The sequence below is a fragment of the Pseudoalteromonas sp. NFXS53 genome (genome assembly GCF_056629255.1).
Genome location: NZ_JBWVBR010000012.1, coordinates 23,298 through 41,081, shown reverse-complemented (window position 1 = coordinate 41,081; position 17,784 = coordinate 23,298). Strand labels below are relative to the sequence as shown.

Sequence of the window (17,784 nt, the reverse complement as noted above, 5' to 3'; positions counted from 1 at the left end):
TAAGGTTAAAATTAAAAGTTATAACGGATATTTAAACCGGTATTTTTGTAATCGTTTGCATTTCTGTGAGCAAAATTCAGTGTAAAGTTCTCTGCAAAATTGTAGTTTAACTGTACTTGATATACTGCATTATTTTCTGACAAATAATCAAAATCCAAATGCTCATACCCCACACCAACAAGCATGCTTAAGGCTTCATTAAAAGCGAAATGATAATTGGCTTCTAAACCATATATTGTTGCATCGTAAGAACTTTTATCACTACCTCCACTATATGAATATTCAATTTCTGTTTTTAATTTTCCAAAGTAGGGAGATACTTCAATAATTTTATCTTCCTCTAGGTGCGTTAAAAAACCAACACCCGCATACAACTGACTCAGTTCATAATCATCATTATCATCTGAGTCTGTTGTTAATATATAACTGCCTTTGATTAAAAAACTTTCTTCTACTTGCTTACTGAACTTCAACCCAACACCTTTTGGGTCAAATCTGGAGTCATCAAACGACATAGTGGCATAGCCTGCCTCAACATAATCAAAGTTAATGTTGCTTGCAAAAGCTGAAGAAGAGATTAGCGAAGTTGCTAGAAGGATTGCGCGAATTTTCATTTTTTCCCTTATATTCCATTCCTAAAAATTCGTCGCAATTTTAATGGCTTACTCTGCATAGAGTAAGCCATTAATGTAATACATTGTAAACAAATTAACGGCACGTAAAGCTCATCACCAATTCATAAGGTTGGCCCATTGAATCTTCAGCGATGCCACCCCCTATCGACATCGCTGCGCCCACATCATCAACTGCATTTTCACCTAATACCCAAAGTACTGTGCCCGCTGTTTCTACCGCGCTGGCGATATTTAAATTCTGTAAATATTCTTCTTCAGGCATGCTGCCGACATAAGTGATGTTTTCATTCAGTACATAGGCTTTCTTGTCTTGCTCATCACAAAAGTGCTTAGACTGTTTTAATGCTTCATTACCGGCTTCAGATTTTGTTTGTGCCGTGAGCTTCACATAATGCTCGCCACTGTCCGAAGGACGCACATTATTGTGGTGCGCACACGCGGTTAATAGAGTCGCTAAAGAAAGTGAGATTAGTGTTTTCGCTGCATTCATTGTAAGTGCCTAAGGTGTTTGTTTTGATGAGTCTAAGTTAACGCGATTACCTGTGAGAGTCCGTCAAATGTCGTGAGAAGTTGTATAAAAGTGTAAAAGCACTAAACGCTCAAATAAAAATAAAACCATCTGATTTACGGTATTCATAAATAGTTTATGCAAAAAATATCAATTATCTTCCCTACTCGTTTTTATTTATTTCTTTGTTTAGATTCCCTTCTCATCTGCATTTTTTAATCGCACAGCCTAAATTTGCATTGTCCCTAATAATCCCTAGAATGCGCCGCTCAATTGACTGACAGGTTATTACGAGGTTTTCATGTCAAAGTCTTCTCTATTAACGCTTGGGTTTATGACCTTTGCGTTATTTTTAGGTGCGGGTAACGTTATTTTTCCGCCACAATTAGGCCAAGGCTCAGGTGAATTTTTCTGGCCAGCAACTATCGGTTTTTTAATCACTGCAGTGGGATTACCTGCCCTCACCCTTATTGCCATAGGCTACATGGGCGGTAGCGAAGCGCTAACCAATAAACTGCCACGCGCAGGCCATTTACTATTTTGGGGTATATTGTTTCTATCAATTGGCCCGCTATTTTCATTACCAAGAACATTTAGTGTGTCATTTGAGTTTATTGCCAAACCATTTTTCGCCGATTGGGCCTTGTTACCTTTCACTTTAGTAATGGCTGCAACCACGCTGTTCTTTGCGCTTAGCCCAGGCAAACTAATGGACAGGATCGGTAAAATCTTAACGCCGGTTTTATTACTGATGCTGTTATTTATCGCCATTAGTGCGTTTCTATACCCGCACGGGCAACTCGAAAACACCGCAGAGCAATACCAATCTTTCGCAATTGCCTCTGGCCTGTCAGAAGGTTATATGACCATGGACGTATTAGGTGCTGTGGGCTTCGGCTGGTTAGTGATCAATGCACTTAAAAGTGCAGCCCCTAATGCGCCTGTTGTGCCAAACCTGATCAAAATTGTGCTGATTTCTAGTGTTGCAATGTGCTTCGTTTATATTGCAATCGCTTTTGTGGGTGCAAATTACGGCATTGTGGAAAGTAATGGGGGTGCGCTACTATCAAATTACATGAATTGGATCTATGGCACGCCAGGTGTTTTATTAATGGGTGTGATTGTAACGCTTGCTTGTTTGACTACAGCCATAGGTTTGACCTGTGCGTGTGCAGAGTTTACCAGTCAAAACTTCAAAAGTATTAACTACAAAACCAGCACCATTACGATTGTCGCCATTACAACATTGGTGGCTAATTTAGGCTTAGACTTACTAATTGCCATTACATTGCCACTTGTAGTCGTACTTCACCCTGTTGCTATCAGTATTATTCTATTGGGCCTGTTCTATTTAAAGCGTCCGTTCAATGGCTTGGTTTACAGTTTGACCATTGCAGCCGCTATCACCGGCGGTATCATTGATGCACTCAAGATCCTTGGTAATATGCCAGAGCAACTGCATACTGTATTTGTAAATTACTTACCTTTATATCAATACAATGCTGGCTGGATTGTGCCGACTTTAGTTGTTTTTGCAGTCGCAAATATGCTGTTCCAAAGCAAAGAGAATACAGCTCAAGCTGCTGTTTAAAGAGCATAACAAATAATCTAAGGCCAACGATTTGCGATAAGTAATATAATTTTACAATTTATATTCGCAAAAGTTGGCCTTCTCATTTTTCATTCGGTTTTTCTCTATATAATGCCACCAGCAAAAACAGGGAAAAGAAATGAAAAAAATAAAACATACACTTAAAACATGGCTAAAGCGCTCTCCCGTTGCCATCGCCCTTTCAAGTGCCTTTGTATTACCAAACACCTTTGCCGCCCAAATCGATGGCGTACTCAACGAAGTACAATGGCAAAACGCTCAGATCATCAACTTAGACAAAACCACCAGCCCATTCACCCTTGCTCAAGCTGATAAGCAAACTCAGGTAAAATACTTCTCTAGTGAAGAAGGTATACATGTTGCCGTTATTGCCACGCAAGCACTCGATGAGCAAACCTCGATGCGTACCGCCCGTGACAGTGATTTAGAAAGTGACTTTATTGAGCTTATTATCGACTTTGATAATGGTAAAAACACCGCTTATGGCTTTGCGCTAGGAAATGGTGGCTCAATGCGCGACGGTATTTGGCAAAACAATAACCGTTTCAAAAGTGACTGGGATGGCACCTGGTTTGGTAAAACCAGCCAAACTGACACCGGTTGGGTAGCTGAATATTTGATCCCTTGGAATGTCGCGCCAATGGCCAAAATTGACGGTGACAATCGCCAAATGGGCATTTACGTTCGCCGTCATGATGTAAAGTCGAATAAAAGTTACAGCCATGCACCAACCTCATCGAGTCAACCTGACTTTTTGCGTGAATTCAGTCAAATTAAAGTGGCGAACCACGCCAGCTCATCTTTAGATATCTTCGCTTCAGCAACGTACCAAAACGATATGCTTAATGATACCGATGACAGCAATATCGGTGTTGATATCTTCTGGCGACCAGATGCTAGCCAGCAATTGAGTGTGGCATTAAACCCTGATTTTGGTCAGGTCGAATCTGATGGCCTAGTCGTTAACTTTTCACCATTTGAAACTTTTTTTGCTGAACGTCGCCCTTTCTTCACAGAAAACCAAGCTTTATTCGATATTCAGGGTAATGCCGGTATGCGCCTAGTTCACACTCGTCGAATTGGTGTTTATGGCGACATTGATGCCGCAGTTAAGTATACGTCGAATGGCCAAAATAATGACTTTGGTGTAATGGCTGTATTTGAAGATGACGGTCATTTTAACGATAAAGAATCAAACAAGTTTGCCACAGCACGTGCCCAACACCGTTTTGACGACTCTCAAGTAGGCTATTTAGTTACTTATGCAGATAAAGCGACACAGGGCCGTGAGTCTCAAGTTCACAGTGTCGATTACCGTACTGACGTGTCTGATACACTGCAAATTCGTGCGCAAGTAAACGGCAGCTTTGTTGATTCTGACAAACATAAAGATCAAGTCGACGGCTACGGCGCATGGCTGAACTTTGTGCACAAATTCAGTGATAATTGGCAGCAACGCTTAAACTTCACGGTTTACGATGAAGAGTTTCAAGTCAATGATTTAGGCTTTTTATCACGCTCAGATTTACAACGTGTTTGGTATAACAACGAACGTTACTTCACCGATTTTGATGAAAGCAGCAGTTTGAAGCAACGTCGTGTTGAAGGTTACTTTATGCGCGATCACAACAGTGATGGCGATCATCTAAGAACTGAAATGGGAATAACAGGTACCGAAGAGTACAAAGACAGTGCTTTCTGGTTCTGGCGTTTCGACTATACGTCATCAGGCCTTGATGACAGAACAACCCGTGGCAATGGCGATTTTAATTTAGGTTCAGGCCGCGAGTTTTTCACTGAGTACAACTTTGGTAGCCAAAACAAATTCCGTCACCATGTCGCTTTTGGTCTACAAAGTTATGACCGTGAAGGCGATGGCGGTCGTTTCCACTATCACCCAAGCTACTACTTCACCGATAACTACCGAGTATCATGGAGTTTATGGGCTGTGCAGCAAAAGCAAAGCTTATATTGGATTGATGACCAGCTGGCTCGTTATGACTACAAGCAATTAGAAAACAGCTTAGATTTTGACGCCACCATCGATGACAAGCAAGAAGTTCGAGTGCGTTTCCAATGGGTCAGTGTAACGGGTAAAAATGGTAACCTATTTGCCATTAATAACCATGGCGACCTATACGATGCCAACACAACAGTAAGTGACTTTTCTCGTTCAACGACACGACTACAAATTCGCTACCGTTATGAGATTGCTCCGCTTTCTAACATCTATTTGGTTTACAGCCGTGGCGGGCAATCTATCGATGATTTAGATCAGAGCAACTTCTCGCTATTCAAAGAGGGCTGGGACAATCGAACTGGTGACAACTTTGTAGCCAAAATTCGCTATCGTTTTTAAAAAACGTTCTACATTCCTCAAACCACCTTACTTTTAAAGTAAAGTGGTTTGGGGCTCTCACTATCAAAAGTAACTTGTTACATAGATTTTCGTCCCCTTTTTCGAGTATTATTCGTTTTTTAATAATAATGAAGATACGAAATGGATTTATTCAAACCCTCTCTGCTTGCCACTTTACTATTTAGCGCTAACGGTTTCGCCACACAAACTGTTGATCAACGAAGTCTATCTGTTGAGCTTACAAAAACCGCAGCAATGTTAAATAAAAACGGGCCTGTGATGTTAGATGAAGAAACACGATTAGACTCTGTTGCGACATTTAGCAGCCATATTATTTATAACAACACTATGATTAACTACAGTGTCGAGCAATTAGACCCCAATCAATTTACAACACTGCTTCAAGACATAGTAATAAAGCCACTGTGCGGCAATAAAGACTTAAAAGCATTCAAAGAGTATGGCGTGACCATGGTTTATCGCTATCTTGATAAATCAGGTAATTTCATCAGCGAATTATCAAAAGATATGTCAACCTGCCCATAAGCTTATAGCGGTTAATACCCGAATATTCTTAGCAAAAAGATAAGCGTTTACATAAAACACCTTATCTTTTTGTTTTCGTCTCAACCAATTCCTTACGATTTAATTTCTGTCTATACTCAATTGATAATCATGATATTGATAAATGAGCTTTATATTGCGACTGAGTGTTTGCTTTTTCCTATTCTTATTCAGCCATAACTTATTTGCGCAATGTGCCAAAGACAAAACCGTGCACGTGGGCATTGGTGCGACTTGGCCGCCTTATGTCATGTATCAACAAGACAGAGCCTTTGGTCTTGAAATAGATATCAGCCGAAAAGTGTTTCAAACAGCAGGCTACTGCGTTGAATTTGTTAGATTACCAACCACCGACAGAGCCATAAAAGAGCTTAGTATTGGCTTAGTTGATGCGCTTCCCTCTTCAAGTTTTAATCATGAAAGAGAAAAGATCGCCGCTTTTACAGCGCCGTATCGACGCGAAAGAATGCGGTTATTCACTCACCTCCCCGTTGAACCTATCAACGACTTAAAAACGCTGTTCGACCGAAAAATGTCATTTGTGATAAACCCTGGTGCATTTTACGGCGATGAATTTGATGGGCACTTTCAAAAACCAGAAAACAAGTCACAGTTTGCTTTTGTAAAAAGCATTAAACAGCGCATGAGCATGGTGCATTTAAAAAGAGTAGAGTTTTTGGTCGAAGATGAAATGGCAGGGCTTTACTACTTTTCTACGTACCGAGGCGGTAACATTCAGCTTCACCCTTATATAGTCAATGACAACCCCATTCACTTTATGCTCAATCGTGAACGCTTTTCTGAACAAGACATTCTCAAAATTAATAATGCAATCTCGTTACTTCAAGAAGAGATTAATACAATTATTCATCGCTATACGACGTCCAATACTTAAGGCTGGTAAAATCTGAGCTACCACCCATCTTTATTGTAAATTACTGCACTATAAACACCTTTTTGGTATCTAAACCCATTAAAAAATATTAAAAACTTGTAACCTGCTCGCTTTAGGCCTTTGAAAATTTAAATTTACGCAACAAACCTAAGGCACTTCAACTACACTTAATTAATCGTTTATTCAAGTTGAGACTCTTACCTTGAACTACGTTTTTAAAATGAAAACTCGCGTTGCGACTTTTATATTTTTGACCTGTTTACCATGCACTGTAGTAGCAGATATCAATGAAGAAATAGACTTATTTTCTTTGTCGCTGAGTGAACTAATCAATGTCACCGTCGAAGCTCGAAAAGTCGAAGAAGACTTGCAACGCACTCCCATTTCAGTTTCTGTCATGTCAAATCGCTTTTTGAAAGAGCGCAGCTTAACCAATTTATTAGAAGCCTCTTACTTTATTCCCAACATTGAAATTACCACGGTAGGCGAGAACTCAGGCTGTACGCATTGTGCGGGGATCACCATGCGAGGGGTTGGACAAGTGGACCCTATTCCAACCACAGATCCGAGTGTTGGCATTTATATAGATGGTGTTTACCATGCCCGCTCAGCCGGTGGTATTTACAGCTTTTTAGATATTGATCGCATTGAGGTCTTAAGAGGACCACAAGGCACACTGTTTGGAAAAAATACCATTGGTGGCGCCATTAATGTGTTCACAAATAAAGTCACTGACAAAAAACTGTTTAATGGTCAGGTGACCATCGGCGAATTTAACCGAAAAGATGCCTCTGTTATCTTCAATTCTCCTATTTATGATAACGTGTCTGCGCGCTTAGCTTTGTCGAAGAACTATCGAGAAGGTTTTGTCACCCGTGTGAATGGTGATAAAGAAGGCGGCCGAGACGATCTCAATGTCATTGCGAAACTGAATTTTAAACAATCAGAGCAGCTAAATTTTGAATTGAGTTATGATAGACAACGACAAAACAATGGCAGTGCGCCCTCAGTGCTCCCTAAAAAGAATGATGATGCTTCACTCATTGTTTTATATAACAGTGTCGCTGAATTATCCCCTGCAATTGACCCTTATCCTAAACTGACCGTATTTGATGATAAATTTCGCAGTGCCTCTACTGATGAAAATGAAAATCACCTGAATCAATATGGCTACAAAGCAAATATTGAGTGGGATATCTCAGATCAGCTTAAGCTCAAGTCGATTAGCTCCTATCGAAGCCTTGAAGCCGTATATGGTCGTGATTTTGACAATAACTCGTTTAATATTGGCGTCACCAGAGACTACCAAACTCAAAAACAAACAAGTCAGGAGTTTAATTTAACAGGCAGTGTCGGTAGCCAGTTCGATTGGTTACTAGGCCTGTTTGCCATTGATGAAGAAATTCACTATTTGTTTAATTTTACTTTTATCGAGGGCTTGTATCTTGGGCTAGAAACCATACCCGGCCCACTTGATGGCTCTCCGTTAAGCAACCCGACAGCAATTGGAGGCGCTGGTAACCCCTTAAATATCGGACTCGACTTAGATAACACATTCAATAATGACATTGAGAGTGAAAGTGTCGCAGCCTTTTTCAATGGTAACTATCGCTTTGATGAGCAATGGACGTTAACTTTAGGTGGTCGTATCACCCGTGAGAAGAAAAAGCAGCAAGTCATTACAACCCGAAATATTGCCCAAGTTGTCGCCATAGAAAGAACTGATACGAGCCCAGAAGGTCCAATAGAAAAAAGCTGGCGGGTATTTTCGCCTTTAGCCAGTGTTCAATATCAAGCTTCAAACAATTTGATGCTATTTCTAACGGGGTCCCGCGGATTCAAATCTGGCGGTTTTAATGGTGTGGCTAATACGCCCGTTTCGGCCAGACCTTTTGATCCCGAATACTTAACCGCATTTGAACTGGGTATGCGTTCTCAGTGGTTTGATAACACTCTAAGATTAAATGCAACGGCATTCTTTATGAAACACAAAGACATGCAATTAAGAGGAGGAGAGTCAGGCGAGGATTCTGGCGTCGAAATATTTATCGATAACGTTGGTAATACTGAAACTCAGGGCGCTGAAATAGAGTTTGAGCGCATCACTGACAGCGGTTTTACTCTTTCTGGTAGTTTATCTTATACAGATGCCAAGTTTACCGATGTTGGAACAGCTACTGAAGTCACCACAGACAGCAAACTGATTAAAACACCTAAGTGGACAGCCTCAATGAGTGTTAAATATAACTGGGAGTTATCCCATGGCCAGCAGCTTTCAACTCGTCTAGACTGGGCGTATCGAAGTAAAGTTTACAATGACGTCTTTAATAGTCCTTTTGCAACTCAACAGAGCATAGCTCTGGTGAATGTATCTGCAAACTATCAAATCAGCGAGTCACTCAGTGTCACTGCGTTTGTTACCAACTTAACAGACAAATATCATGTTATCGGTTCAAACGACTTTACAGCGTCATTTGGTGTCGCAGAGTTTTATCTCGCACCACCAAGGCAAGCGGGAGTCAGTATTCAATATCAGTTTTAAGTAAAGATATTAGCTCAACAAATGAGCGAAACTGCATATCTTCGTCTATAGTTAATTAAAGTCAGATCAAATAGTCATTTTGTGTTGCGATTTTGACTTTTTATGGCCTGAATTTCAGGCTAGCTAGTTGTAAATATGAATTTTCCTATTTCCTTTGCAAAAGATAAAAGGGGTAGCCAGAACTGCGCTAACCCCTTTGTTTCATGCGAATAAAAAGCTTCATGCGAATAAAAAACTTCATGTGAATAAAAGCAGCTTGCCCATATAAGCTTCACGAGTAAAAGCCGCCTTTAGACTAGTCTCTATTTTGCCTCGCCGGATAAAATACGTAACTGCCAACCAGTGTTGCAGCCAACATAAATATCGCGCCATCATGAACCTGGCTATTAAATGTATACCTAAATAAAGCTAATAAGCCAAAATAAGCTATGGTCGAATATTGCAACCAGTGCCAGCCTCGATTCACCTTGGGATCTTTCTGAGACGCAAGCAAATAGCGGCCAAGCAATAAGCCGATTTGCGATGACAACAACACTAATCCACCTACTACAAAAAATGACAGCCACACCAATGATTCCGGCCAATTGATGATCTGCGCCGATTTCGCCGGTCCTGACCAAAGCGCATCCCAACTCACTGCGATGATCAACGCCCATGAAATTGCTTTATGGGTAAAGCTGGCCTCATCACCCTCATGATAGTCTTGCAACTCTTGATACAGAAAATAAGCAATAAACGCGAATGCAACTAAACCAATGATGGGGCTAATGCTCGGTAGCCATTTCAAACCAAAATAACTCAGCATATAACCAAACATTGGAAACAAAGTATGGGTTGCAGTAACACCCACCACCCAACGCACTTTCACTGCCTTGTCGCTCAGTTGTTTACTATAAAGTGCTGTGACTATGGCAACATCTAGCCCAATCGCTAATCCCATGAGCAAACAGGCAAAGAGAAATTCAAGCAGTAGCTCCATACCGTTACTCCTTTAAGGGTTCGCTATTTTCAGCCTGCGCCCAATCAAGTCGAATATCAAAGCCATACCTGAAGTCTTCTTCTAGTGGTGGCATATTATCTTCCACTTTTTCAAGCACATTCGTGGCTACACCCAATGTTGCTTCTCGACCAAACAGATAACTTTGCTCTTTCATGATCGTAAAATAGGCTTTATTTAAATCGAGCGCTCTGCGTGTTGAAGGCATGATGAGTTCATAAATATTCGGTAATGCCTGCACCTGCGTTATTTTAACCGAGCCATCGTGATTGAACCACTTTCGCAGCATTTCTTTGTTTTGTCTGAACTCATCGCCCCCGCCAACTCTTTGCAGATAGGTTAAAAACTCACCTTGCTGTTGACCCAGTGTTGGCGTGTCTTTTTGTGTTTTCAGGTTGATGTAGCCCCACCCTTTAGCACCTTCAACTTTGCGAGCAAAAGAAAACGTTTGATCTATGGTTGTACCCACAGTTTTATGACACCCATTACATGACTGTAATTCTTGATAATGTTGTTGACGCAACTGGCCTTTTTCATCTTCAATGAAGCCGTTTATGGTCCAGCTAAAGCCGTTATCTATACCCCTTTCGCGCAAGTTAATTGTGCGAGGGAGCTGTTCAAACTCTTTTTCTTTCGCCTCTCTGTGATAAGTAATCGCTACTTTGCGGTTATTCTTAAAGGCATGTTTTTTCATGTAGCGGACTTCTTTCATGCGCTCTGCATTGTATGGCTTGCCATTTTCGTCAACGCCAATGTAACGAACAGTATGTAAGAACTCGGTCCCCTGCGGATATAACATATCTGTTAAAGGCACTTTCTTTGCGTCACCAAGATAATGACTACGTTTTTGCATTGTCGTGATCACAGAAAGCTTACCGTCACCATTTAAGTCAACCTGTAGCTTTCTTTCATCTATATTAGGTACTGTGATGCTGTCTAATCGCTTCATAGACATTTCAAGTAAGCTTAAATTAGCAAAATACACGTCTAGGCTATCTTCGCCTTTCAACTGCCTAAACGACTTATCAAGGCGGATCATTACATCGCCTGTAGAACCGTTGGTTGGCCAAAAGGTACTTGGAAATGGTTTGTAGTTAAATGCCACCCAATAACTGCCATCAACAGCAAGGCCATTTTGATTAAAAGCTTTATCAGGAGTAGATAAATCTTGCAGTGCGACTGCATTAATTTGCGGATGGGTTGGATGGCTTTTTATAAATTCGGAGTAGTTATCTTCTTTGATCCATTTTTTGATAAAAGCGTCGTCAATGCCCTTTATTTTTAAAGTGCGATCAACAAATAAGTTTTTCCAACTGTTTGTCATGCCCTCATCAGAAAATTGATAGTCCCCCTGCAAGTCACCATCATTCATGATATTGGGTCTTTTATCATTACTGGGGTAGCTCTGATGGCATGCCATGCATGGGTTATGCTTGCCTTCAGTTTTGGTATAACACTGAGGTGGGATCACTGACTCTGGATTATAAATCTCATTATTTTTAATAAAGTCGAGCGCCTTGAGCGTGTTAGTGTTTTTGTACTCAGTTGCACTTTCATGTCCGTAGCATGACGCTGTAAGAAGTGCAGTGGCCATAGATGATAGCCAAATTAATCGTGTTCGCATGATGATTACCACTGATGAAAAAAGCAGAGATCTGACGATCTCTGCTACAACTGGATTAGTTCTTTACTGGCTCGTATAGCCATAATGTATTGTTTTCTTGGAAGCCATCTTCACCAATAATGATGCGGCCATCATCCATTACAATCACATTATCAGGCTGAGACAACTGGTTAACATCACAGCGTGTCGCATCTTTGAAAGAGCCACGGAAAGTTGAACCCATCACAACAGGTTCAATACGGCTAATGTTATAACCCGCTTCTAGTTTAGCTCGGTAAACACCACCACAGTCTTTTACGCGGTTTGATAATTGAATATCACCTTTGCCATCTGTCATTGTGTTATCTAAATCAGCAATCGCGATGTAAACAAACGCTTCAGTAACTTCTTCGTCAGCAATGGTATTTACACCTTCAATGGCTTCTTTAGCACGATCAGTATTAATCGAAATACCTTCAAGCTTACGCCATTCTGCTGTTGCACCTTTTGCAATAGCAGCTTGACGAGACTCTAAGAACACCACTCGGTCATCCATTGGTGCACCCGCGGTGACCTTACCACCACCGTTTTCAACAGTCGGGTATGTCGCCTCACCGCTTTTCCACGCTTCAACATCAGCCAAAGTCATGTAGCTAGTTTCGCCTTCAACATAGTCTTCAGTACCAATGCCATCAAAGTCAGCGATCCAAGCTTCGATTGTGGCATTATCGCCACGACCAATCTCTTTCCATTCAACACTAAAGCCTGTAGTTGCAGGGTCATTTTGTCCTGCATCTTGTATTAACTTCGCGCCATAAAGCGTGCCTTCACTTAAATCTTCTGGTGTGTCGGCAACAAATTTAAATAGTACGCCACCAGTGTCATCTTGAGACATATACACTGTTTTACCATCTGGCATTACTGTTGCATTTTCATGCTCAAAGCGACCTAATGCATAGTGCTTAACCACTTCTGGTTCAGCCTCTGTAGGCTTCTGTACTTCGGCAATGTAACCATAACGGTATGGGTTTGGCGCGTCTGGTGCCGTTAATTTCCACATGTAACCCAAGATGCTTGTGTCAATTTCAGACTGATTATTCCAGCTTGCACTCGTTGTAGAATTAACCGATGTGTCAACAATCCACTCTTCTGAAGTAAGTGGTGTATTCCATGGCGTCACAGAGCCAAAACAGTTTGCTGCCGTGCCGTGAACACCTTTAAAATCAAGCATCATGGCATCATCAACTGACCACATGCCTTTGTCATCTTTCGTTAATGCTAAACGGCTCATACCACCTGGGTACATTTCCCAGTTAGTGAACAGATAACCTTTACCCTCACCTGTAGGAATGAAACCATTGAAATCAGGCATATCGTTTTCTAGGATTAACTGATTATCTTGATGTGAGTAGATATGACCTAAACCAGACTGCAATTTACCCGCATAAGTATCGCCAGTTTGACCAAGAATTTGATACTGACCATATGCCGACATCACTGTTTGACGCTCTTTCTCGCTTGAAGGTACCGGCGAGTCAACCAATGTTTTTGGTAGCTTATTAAAGTTAACACCAGCAAGAACACCTACAGTACCTGTATGGTATGTTTTGTCGTTTAAATCATCTTTTTCTACATTACTATCAGAAGGGTGTTGCGCGTTGAAGAACAAGTCGCCTTCTTTCGTTAAGAAGATACCCGTTACTTCAGCACCAGTAGGCACTGTTGCTAAGCGTGTTAACTTACCAGCTGTGCCATCAAGACCATTCTCGCCTGCTTCACCTTGTGCGCCAGTTTCGCCAGCCTCACCTTGTGAACCTGTTTCACCTACTTCACCTTGCACACCTTGTTGACCCGTTTCACCTTGTGGACCTTGCGCGCCCTGCGCACCGTCATCACCGTCGATACACCCTGATAATGCAACCAAAATACTGAGTGTGAGCGCACTGAGCTTTAATCCATTCGTTTTCATTTTTTTACCTTGCTACGTTGTTTGTTGGGTTTAAAACGCAGGCTAGAATAGAGGCTCTATTTTAAAGTTAGGCTAAATATCAATTACAGTTCAATGACTTAAATACGCAATTTCTATTACAATCGTCATCTTAGGCAAGCGTATTTCTTTATTAGAAAAACAATATAAAACGAATGGAAGACCAGATATTTACTGACTTTAACAGAATAAAAAAGAGGCTTTTAAGCCTCTTTTAAACACCTTTTCAAAATGACAACTGTCTTTAAAAAGTCATACTGATCCCAATTGATGGCAGTGGCATATCTGGAAATTGATAGTCTTTTTCAAACTCAGTGTAAGCCGCGTTATATTCGAGCTCCTGTACTGCTCTTGAGCCATACACGTTTAACACTTCGATATACAAGTTGGTGTCGAGACCAAACCACTCGGTTTTATAATCAGCACGAATATCTAAACGATGATAGTTACCCCACTGCTCAGCGTTAAACTCGCCGTAGTTTGGCACATAAAATAATGGCTCGCTAGTAGCACTGTTTGGTTCAACATAAGGCGTTGCAGAATTTACTTGCGTGTATCTTCGGCCACTTTGGAAACGCCACTTCGCGCCTATTTGCCAGTTTTCATCCCACTTGTAGTCAAGTACGATATTCGCCACCCAAGGCAAGTCAAATTCAGAGTTAAATTTTTGCTGTGTCAGCGGGTTGTCTCGCTCAGTTTTACTGTAGGCAATGCTCGCCCAACCAAACCAATCATCTGAAAGCTGTTTATTCACCAAAAGCTCAATACCATAGGCTGTGCCACTGGCGACATCTTCAAATCGAGTAAAACCAGACACATCTTGTGCTAATGAGCGCTTTTGCGCATTCGGGTTTGCAACTACAAGGTTATCAAGCGCTTTATAAAACAGCTCTGTTTTCATACTTAACCCGTCATCAAGGGTCGATTCAAGATTGAGTACAATATGGGTTGCCTCACTGGCTTCGAGCTCAGTGTTACCATAACCTTCAATAAGGTATTGATAATCATCAATCAATGTATGGTGTATACCTGCGCTTAAATTCAATTTATGTGCGTCGTTTAATCGATACCCTACACGTGCGCGTGGCTCCAGATAAGTTTGACTGTTGTTATTAGTGCCAAGTAGCGCAACACCCACTTGGTAATCCCAATTTGCACTTAAATCTCCGTTCGCCGAAACATAAGCATGGTACTGCTCAAATTTTAATGTGCCTTCTTCGGCAAACATATCACTAAAATAACTCGGCGGGCACACTTCAAACTCTAAGTTACAAGGTAATAGACGCCCACTACTGACATAATCGACTTCTGTCGATTGCACCTTGGCGCCAAATAGCACGTCAACGTCTTCGCCTTGATACTGACTGTCAGCCTTTAAAATAACTTTGGTAATGTCTGCATCCCATCGAAACACATCCCCTTCTCGCTCTTGTTGGTTTTGCGTCAGTAAATTTAAGCTAGTGGTGGTTTCGAAATCACCATTAAAATTCTGCCAACTGATTGCTTGGCTATGAAAATACGTTTGATAACGTTCGCCCGATGCCAAATCTGGGTTTTTGCCTATATCTCTGCCATCAGCATCGAAGGCAATTTCGATGTAATCTTTCGCACCACTGGCGGTCGCTCTGATCACATTGTTGTCATCTAAATCCCAAATCAGTTTGGCTTGGTAATCTCGATTTCGTGGTGGCACCGCAAAAGAAAAATCTTCGTCTTCAATAAAGTTATCGACATAGGTATGCACTAAGCTTTCTCTAAAAGACACATAAAAAGCTGCATTATTTGCGATGGCTTGCTCATACAAAAAGCCACTTCTAAAGAAACTTAAATTTAAGACATTGGTTGGGTTATCTGCGTCGGGATCTCTCAGCTCAGTTAAAATCACACCGCCATTTGCATTGGCGTATTGGCTCGACCACGCACCTGTTTTTAACTCAAAGCTTTCTATCAATAATGGGTTGTAGACACTGATCCCATCATTGTGAAACACATAGCCCATCTCAAGTCCGTCAGTTAGATATAAATTGTCACTCACAGAGCTGCCGCGAATGGCAGGCTGTGCAACTGGGCCACCTGTACTGGGCGTTGCTAATACCACACCCGGTAATGCTTCAAGACCTTTTAATGGATCATTGCCCGTACCGGGTAGAGACAATAACTTACCAGAACTGATTTTTATGCCGTCAGGCTTAGAAGCCACCACAGTAATACTTTCTATATTTGCTTTGTCGTCGTCATTGTTATTTTGCGTATTAGCTAAAGCGTTTGTCGCGAAGGTGCCAACTAAAACAGCTAAGGTGGATTTAATAAAAGTCATTTTTGCATCCTCAATATGCGTTTATTTAATGACAGTAATTTACGCTGTTGTTGCTTTCTGGTTTAATTAAGCCCTTGATTTATGTATGAATGGGCGGTTTATTGTATGAATGGGCAATTTCCAATTGGTTCCATTAGCCCTTGGCGCTACTTTGCTTGTATTGGCTTCTTTTTAGCATGCCTTTTAAGTATCTCAGATGATGACAATGCACTACCACATTGGCTAAATTTTGTCGTTTGGCAGGTACAAGTGTTCTCTGGTTTGGCGTTTTTTATTGCCACGCACACCTTAATGAAAGGCGTATTAGCACGACAAAACGATCTGGTTAAACTGGCCATCAGCTCAGTGATTGCGGTGACTATTTATGTGCCATTTTCTTTATTGCGCGACGTATATATAGAGCATGAAACCGCGTATACCTTATATGCCCTATTTGAAGAGTGGCAAAATATGGCACCCGCGGCACTCATTTCATGGGTGGCGATAAATCTGCCTTGGCTAAGTGGCTTTCAGATCAAACGCACTGAAAACATAACCTCCTCGTCACAAGAAACAAATCAAGCCATTGATAGTATTACTAATAAAAATAAAATCGAGACGATTGAGCCTGTAACGGTTGATCCTGAAATTGCCGAGCCTAAAGTTGATCCACAAGACAATTTAACTACACAGCCAGAGCATGACTTTTTAAAAATCGCAAAAATAGACAACATAGACTCACTCATTTGCCTAAAAGCAGAACTGCATTATTTGAAAGTCATTACAGAGCAAGAACAACATCTGATTTTATACAACTTAAAAGATGCCATTGAAGCACTTTCAAACATCGACCCAACACTCGGCGCAGGACAAACCCACCGCAGTTATTGGGTAAACCCCAATCACGCAGAAAAGTTACTAAGGAAGAATCGCGAAGGCGAGTTGGTGTTATCGAATCAAGATAAAGTGCCAGTCAGCCGTGCGAATATGAAGAAAGTGAAGGGGTGGTTTGAGTCGCATTCGTAAGGAGTGCTTTTCAATAAATATGGGAGCAGAATAGTTTAAGCTAGAAAATCAGTACAATTTATGTTCTTACTTTAAATACAAAGTACTTAAATAATAAAGCTTGCGCTAACGCTATAAGACCGAACAACCATGGTCCATTTGTAAAGTAACTAACACATAAGAAACAAGCTGGTACGAATGCATAATAAAAATAACTCGTCCGCTTTAATTTACAAGCAAGCCAATGAATGGGAAACCCTATTAATAACCACCCAACGAGTGAAACTAACAAAAATATAGCGATATAAAACAGGAATGGTACAAACAGGCCAACTAATTCAGTTGGCTCGAATTTATGTAGTTGAGATGATTTAATTAAGAAAGCAATAGGAATAACCAGGCTCGAGGTGAACAAGCTTTTGAATAGCGCACTATCCCAATTACCTAAACTCAATTGTTTTCACCTAAAGTTATAGCCTTTGATTTACTCAAGTTGACTGACTTTTTCATTTACACCAGCTCCAGAAGAAGACGGTGGTAATTTAGGGTCCCTGTCGCTAAGGATAAATATCAAAATACCGATTGACGTTACAAACGGCACTAGCCAAATAAAGGCGACTTGAGCAATCTTTTGTGCTTTATCAAAGGAGTCAGATTTTGCGACCATTAACGTAACAATGATATTTAAAGCAAACGCAAAGATCAGTGCTATTTCTAAATAATTATCAACCATGAATCACTCCAATATGAAGGGCTATAAAACAACCCAAATAAACGACAA

Annotated in this window: 13 protein-coding genes; 6 read left to right on the top strand and 7 right to left on the bottom strand. The window is 41.0% G+C overall.

What is annotated here, in order from left to right; genetic code table 11:
- Positions 1-11: 11 nt before the first annotated feature.
- Positions 12-614, bottom strand: a complete 603-nt coding sequence (locus tag AC1HJP_RS13480; protein ID WP_480362268.1) for an outer membrane beta-barrel protein — start codon at positions 612-614, stop codon at positions 12-14.
- 94 nt (positions 615-708) lie between these two features.
- On the bottom strand, positions 709-1,125 hold the full coding sequence (locus AC1HJP_RS13475; protein ID WP_138560060.1) for a hypothetical protein: 417 nt from the start codon (positions 1,123-1,125) through the stop codon (positions 709-711).
- Between the two features lie 319 nt (positions 1,126-1,444).
- Here AC1HJP_RS13475 and brnQ point away from each other — a divergent pair, with 319 nt between their 5' ends.
- From brnQ to AC1HJP_RS13450, 5 genes are all read left to right on the top strand, one after another.
- Complete coding sequence (brnQ, locus tag AC1HJP_RS13470; RefSeq protein WP_480362267.1) at positions 1,445-2,734, top strand: branched-chain amino acid transport system II carrier protein; 1,290 nt, start codon at positions 1,445-1,447, stop codon at positions 2,732-2,734.
- A 139-nt stretch (positions 2,735-2,873) separates the two neighbouring features.
- Complete coding sequence (locus AC1HJP_RS13465) at positions 2,874-5,114, top strand: DUF5916 domain-containing protein (protein WP_480362266.1); 2,241 nt, start codon at positions 2,874-2,876, stop codon at positions 5,112-5,114.
- A 141-nt stretch (positions 5,115-5,255) separates the two neighbouring features.
- A complete protein-coding gene (locus AC1HJP_RS13460; protein ID WP_480362265.1) occupies positions 5,256-5,660 on the top strand; it encodes a hypothetical protein in 405 nt (134 codons plus the stop codon).
- 142 nt (positions 5,661-5,802) lie between these two features.
- Positions 5,803-6,573 (top strand): substrate-binding periplasmic protein, encoded by a 771-nt coding sequence (locus AC1HJP_RS13455; RefSeq protein ID WP_480362264.1) that lies wholly within the window; start codon positions 5,803-5,805, stop codon positions 6,571-6,573.
- A gap of 220 nt (positions 6,574-6,793) precedes the next feature.
- A complete protein-coding gene (locus AC1HJP_RS13450) occupies positions 6,794-9,115 on the top strand; it encodes a TonB-dependent receptor (protein ID WP_480362263.1) in 2,322 nt (773 codons plus the stop codon).
- A 295-nt stretch (positions 9,116-9,410) separates the two neighbouring features.
- Here AC1HJP_RS13450 and AC1HJP_RS13445 read toward each other — a convergent pair whose 3' ends face one another.
- From AC1HJP_RS13445 to AC1HJP_RS13430, 4 genes are all read right to left on the bottom strand, one after another.
- A complete protein-coding gene (locus AC1HJP_RS13445) occupies positions 9,411-10,094 on the bottom strand; it encodes a manganese efflux pump (RefSeq protein WP_480362262.1) in 684 nt (227 codons plus the stop codon).
- A 4-nt stretch (positions 10,095-10,098) separates the two neighbouring features.
- The gene (locus AC1HJP_RS13440) at positions 10,099-11,706 is read right to left on the bottom strand and encodes a hypothetical protein (protein ID WP_480362351.1); all 1,608 of its coding nucleotides are present in this window, start codon (positions 11,704-11,706) and stop codon (positions 10,099-10,101) included.
- An 85-nt stretch (positions 11,707-11,791) separates the two neighbouring features.
- On the bottom strand, positions 11,792-13,684 hold the full coding sequence (locus AC1HJP_RS13435) for an alkaline phosphatase PhoX (protein WP_480362261.1): 1,893 nt from the start codon (positions 13,682-13,684) through the stop codon (positions 11,792-11,794).
- Between the two features lie 262 nt (positions 13,685-13,946).
- Positions 13,947-16,019 (bottom strand): TonB-dependent receptor plug domain-containing protein, encoded by a 2,073-nt coding sequence (locus AC1HJP_RS13430; protein ID WP_480362260.1) that lies wholly within the window; start codon positions 16,017-16,019, stop codon positions 13,947-13,949.
- 105 nt (positions 16,020-16,124) lie between these two features.
- On the opposite strand from AC1HJP_RS13430, the gene AC1HJP_RS13425 reads away from it, so the two are divergent.
- On the top strand, positions 16,125-17,024 hold the full coding sequence (locus AC1HJP_RS13425; protein WP_480362259.1) for a LytTR family DNA-binding domain-containing protein: 900 nt from the start codon (positions 16,125-16,127) through the stop codon (positions 17,022-17,024).
- A gap of 463 nt (positions 17,025-17,487) precedes the next feature.
- Here the strand turns inward: AC1HJP_RS13425 and AC1HJP_RS13420 are convergent, their stop codons facing one another.
- The gene (locus AC1HJP_RS13420; RefSeq protein WP_480362258.1) at positions 17,488-17,736 is read right to left on the bottom strand and encodes a hypothetical protein; all 249 of its coding nucleotides are present in this window, start codon (positions 17,734-17,736) and stop codon (positions 17,488-17,490) included.
- Between the last annotated feature and the right edge of the window lie 48 nt (positions 17,737-17,784).

Bases quoted from the DNA above. Each gene is read 5' to 3' on its own strand.
- AC1HJP_RS13480 (WP_480362268.1), bottom strand. From the start codon at position 614: ATGAAAATTCGCGCAATCCTTCTAGCAACTTCGCTAATCTCTTCTTCA.
- AC1HJP_RS13475 (WP_138560060.1), bottom strand. From the start codon at position 1,125: ATGAATGCAGCGAAAACACTAATCTCACTTTCTTTAGCGACTCTATTA.
- brnQ (WP_480362267.1), top strand. From the start codon at position 1,445: ATGTCAAAGTCTTCTCTATTAACGCTTGGGTTTATGACCTTTGCGTTA.
- AC1HJP_RS13465 (WP_480362266.1), top strand. From the start codon at position 2,874: ATGAAAAAAATAAAACATACACTTAAAACATGGCTAAAGCGCTCTCCC.
- AC1HJP_RS13460 (WP_480362265.1), top strand. From the start codon at position 5,256: ATGGATTTATTCAAACCCTCTCTGCTTGCCACTTTACTATTTAGCGCT.
- AC1HJP_RS13455 (WP_480362264.1), top strand. From the start codon at position 5,803: ATGAGCTTTATATTGCGACTGAGTGTTTGCTTTTTCCTATTCTTATTC.
- AC1HJP_RS13450 (WP_480362263.1), top strand. From the start codon at position 6,794: ATGAAAACTCGCGTTGCGACTTTTATATTTTTGACCTGTTTACCATGC.
- AC1HJP_RS13445 (WP_480362262.1), bottom strand. From the start codon at position 10,094: ATGGAGCTACTGCTTGAATTTCTCTTTGCCTGTTTGCTCATGGGATTA.
- AC1HJP_RS13440 (WP_480362351.1), bottom strand. From the start codon at position 11,706: ATGGCCACTGCACTTCTTACAGCGTCATGCTACGGACATGAAAGTGCA.
- AC1HJP_RS13435 (WP_480362261.1), bottom strand. From the start codon at position 13,684: ATGAAAACGAATGGATTAAAGCTCAGTGCGCTCACACTCAGTATTTTG.
- AC1HJP_RS13430 (WP_480362260.1), bottom strand. From the start codon at position 16,019: ATGACTTTTATTAAATCCACCTTAGCTGTTTTAGTTGGCACCTTCGCG.
- AC1HJP_RS13425 (WP_480362259.1), top strand. From the start codon at position 16,125: ATGAATGGGCAATTTCCAATTGGTTCCATTAGCCCTTGGCGCTACTTT.
- AC1HJP_RS13420 (WP_480362258.1), bottom strand. From the start codon at position 17,736: ATGGTTGATAATTATTTAGAAATAGCACTGATCTTTGCGTTTGCTTTA.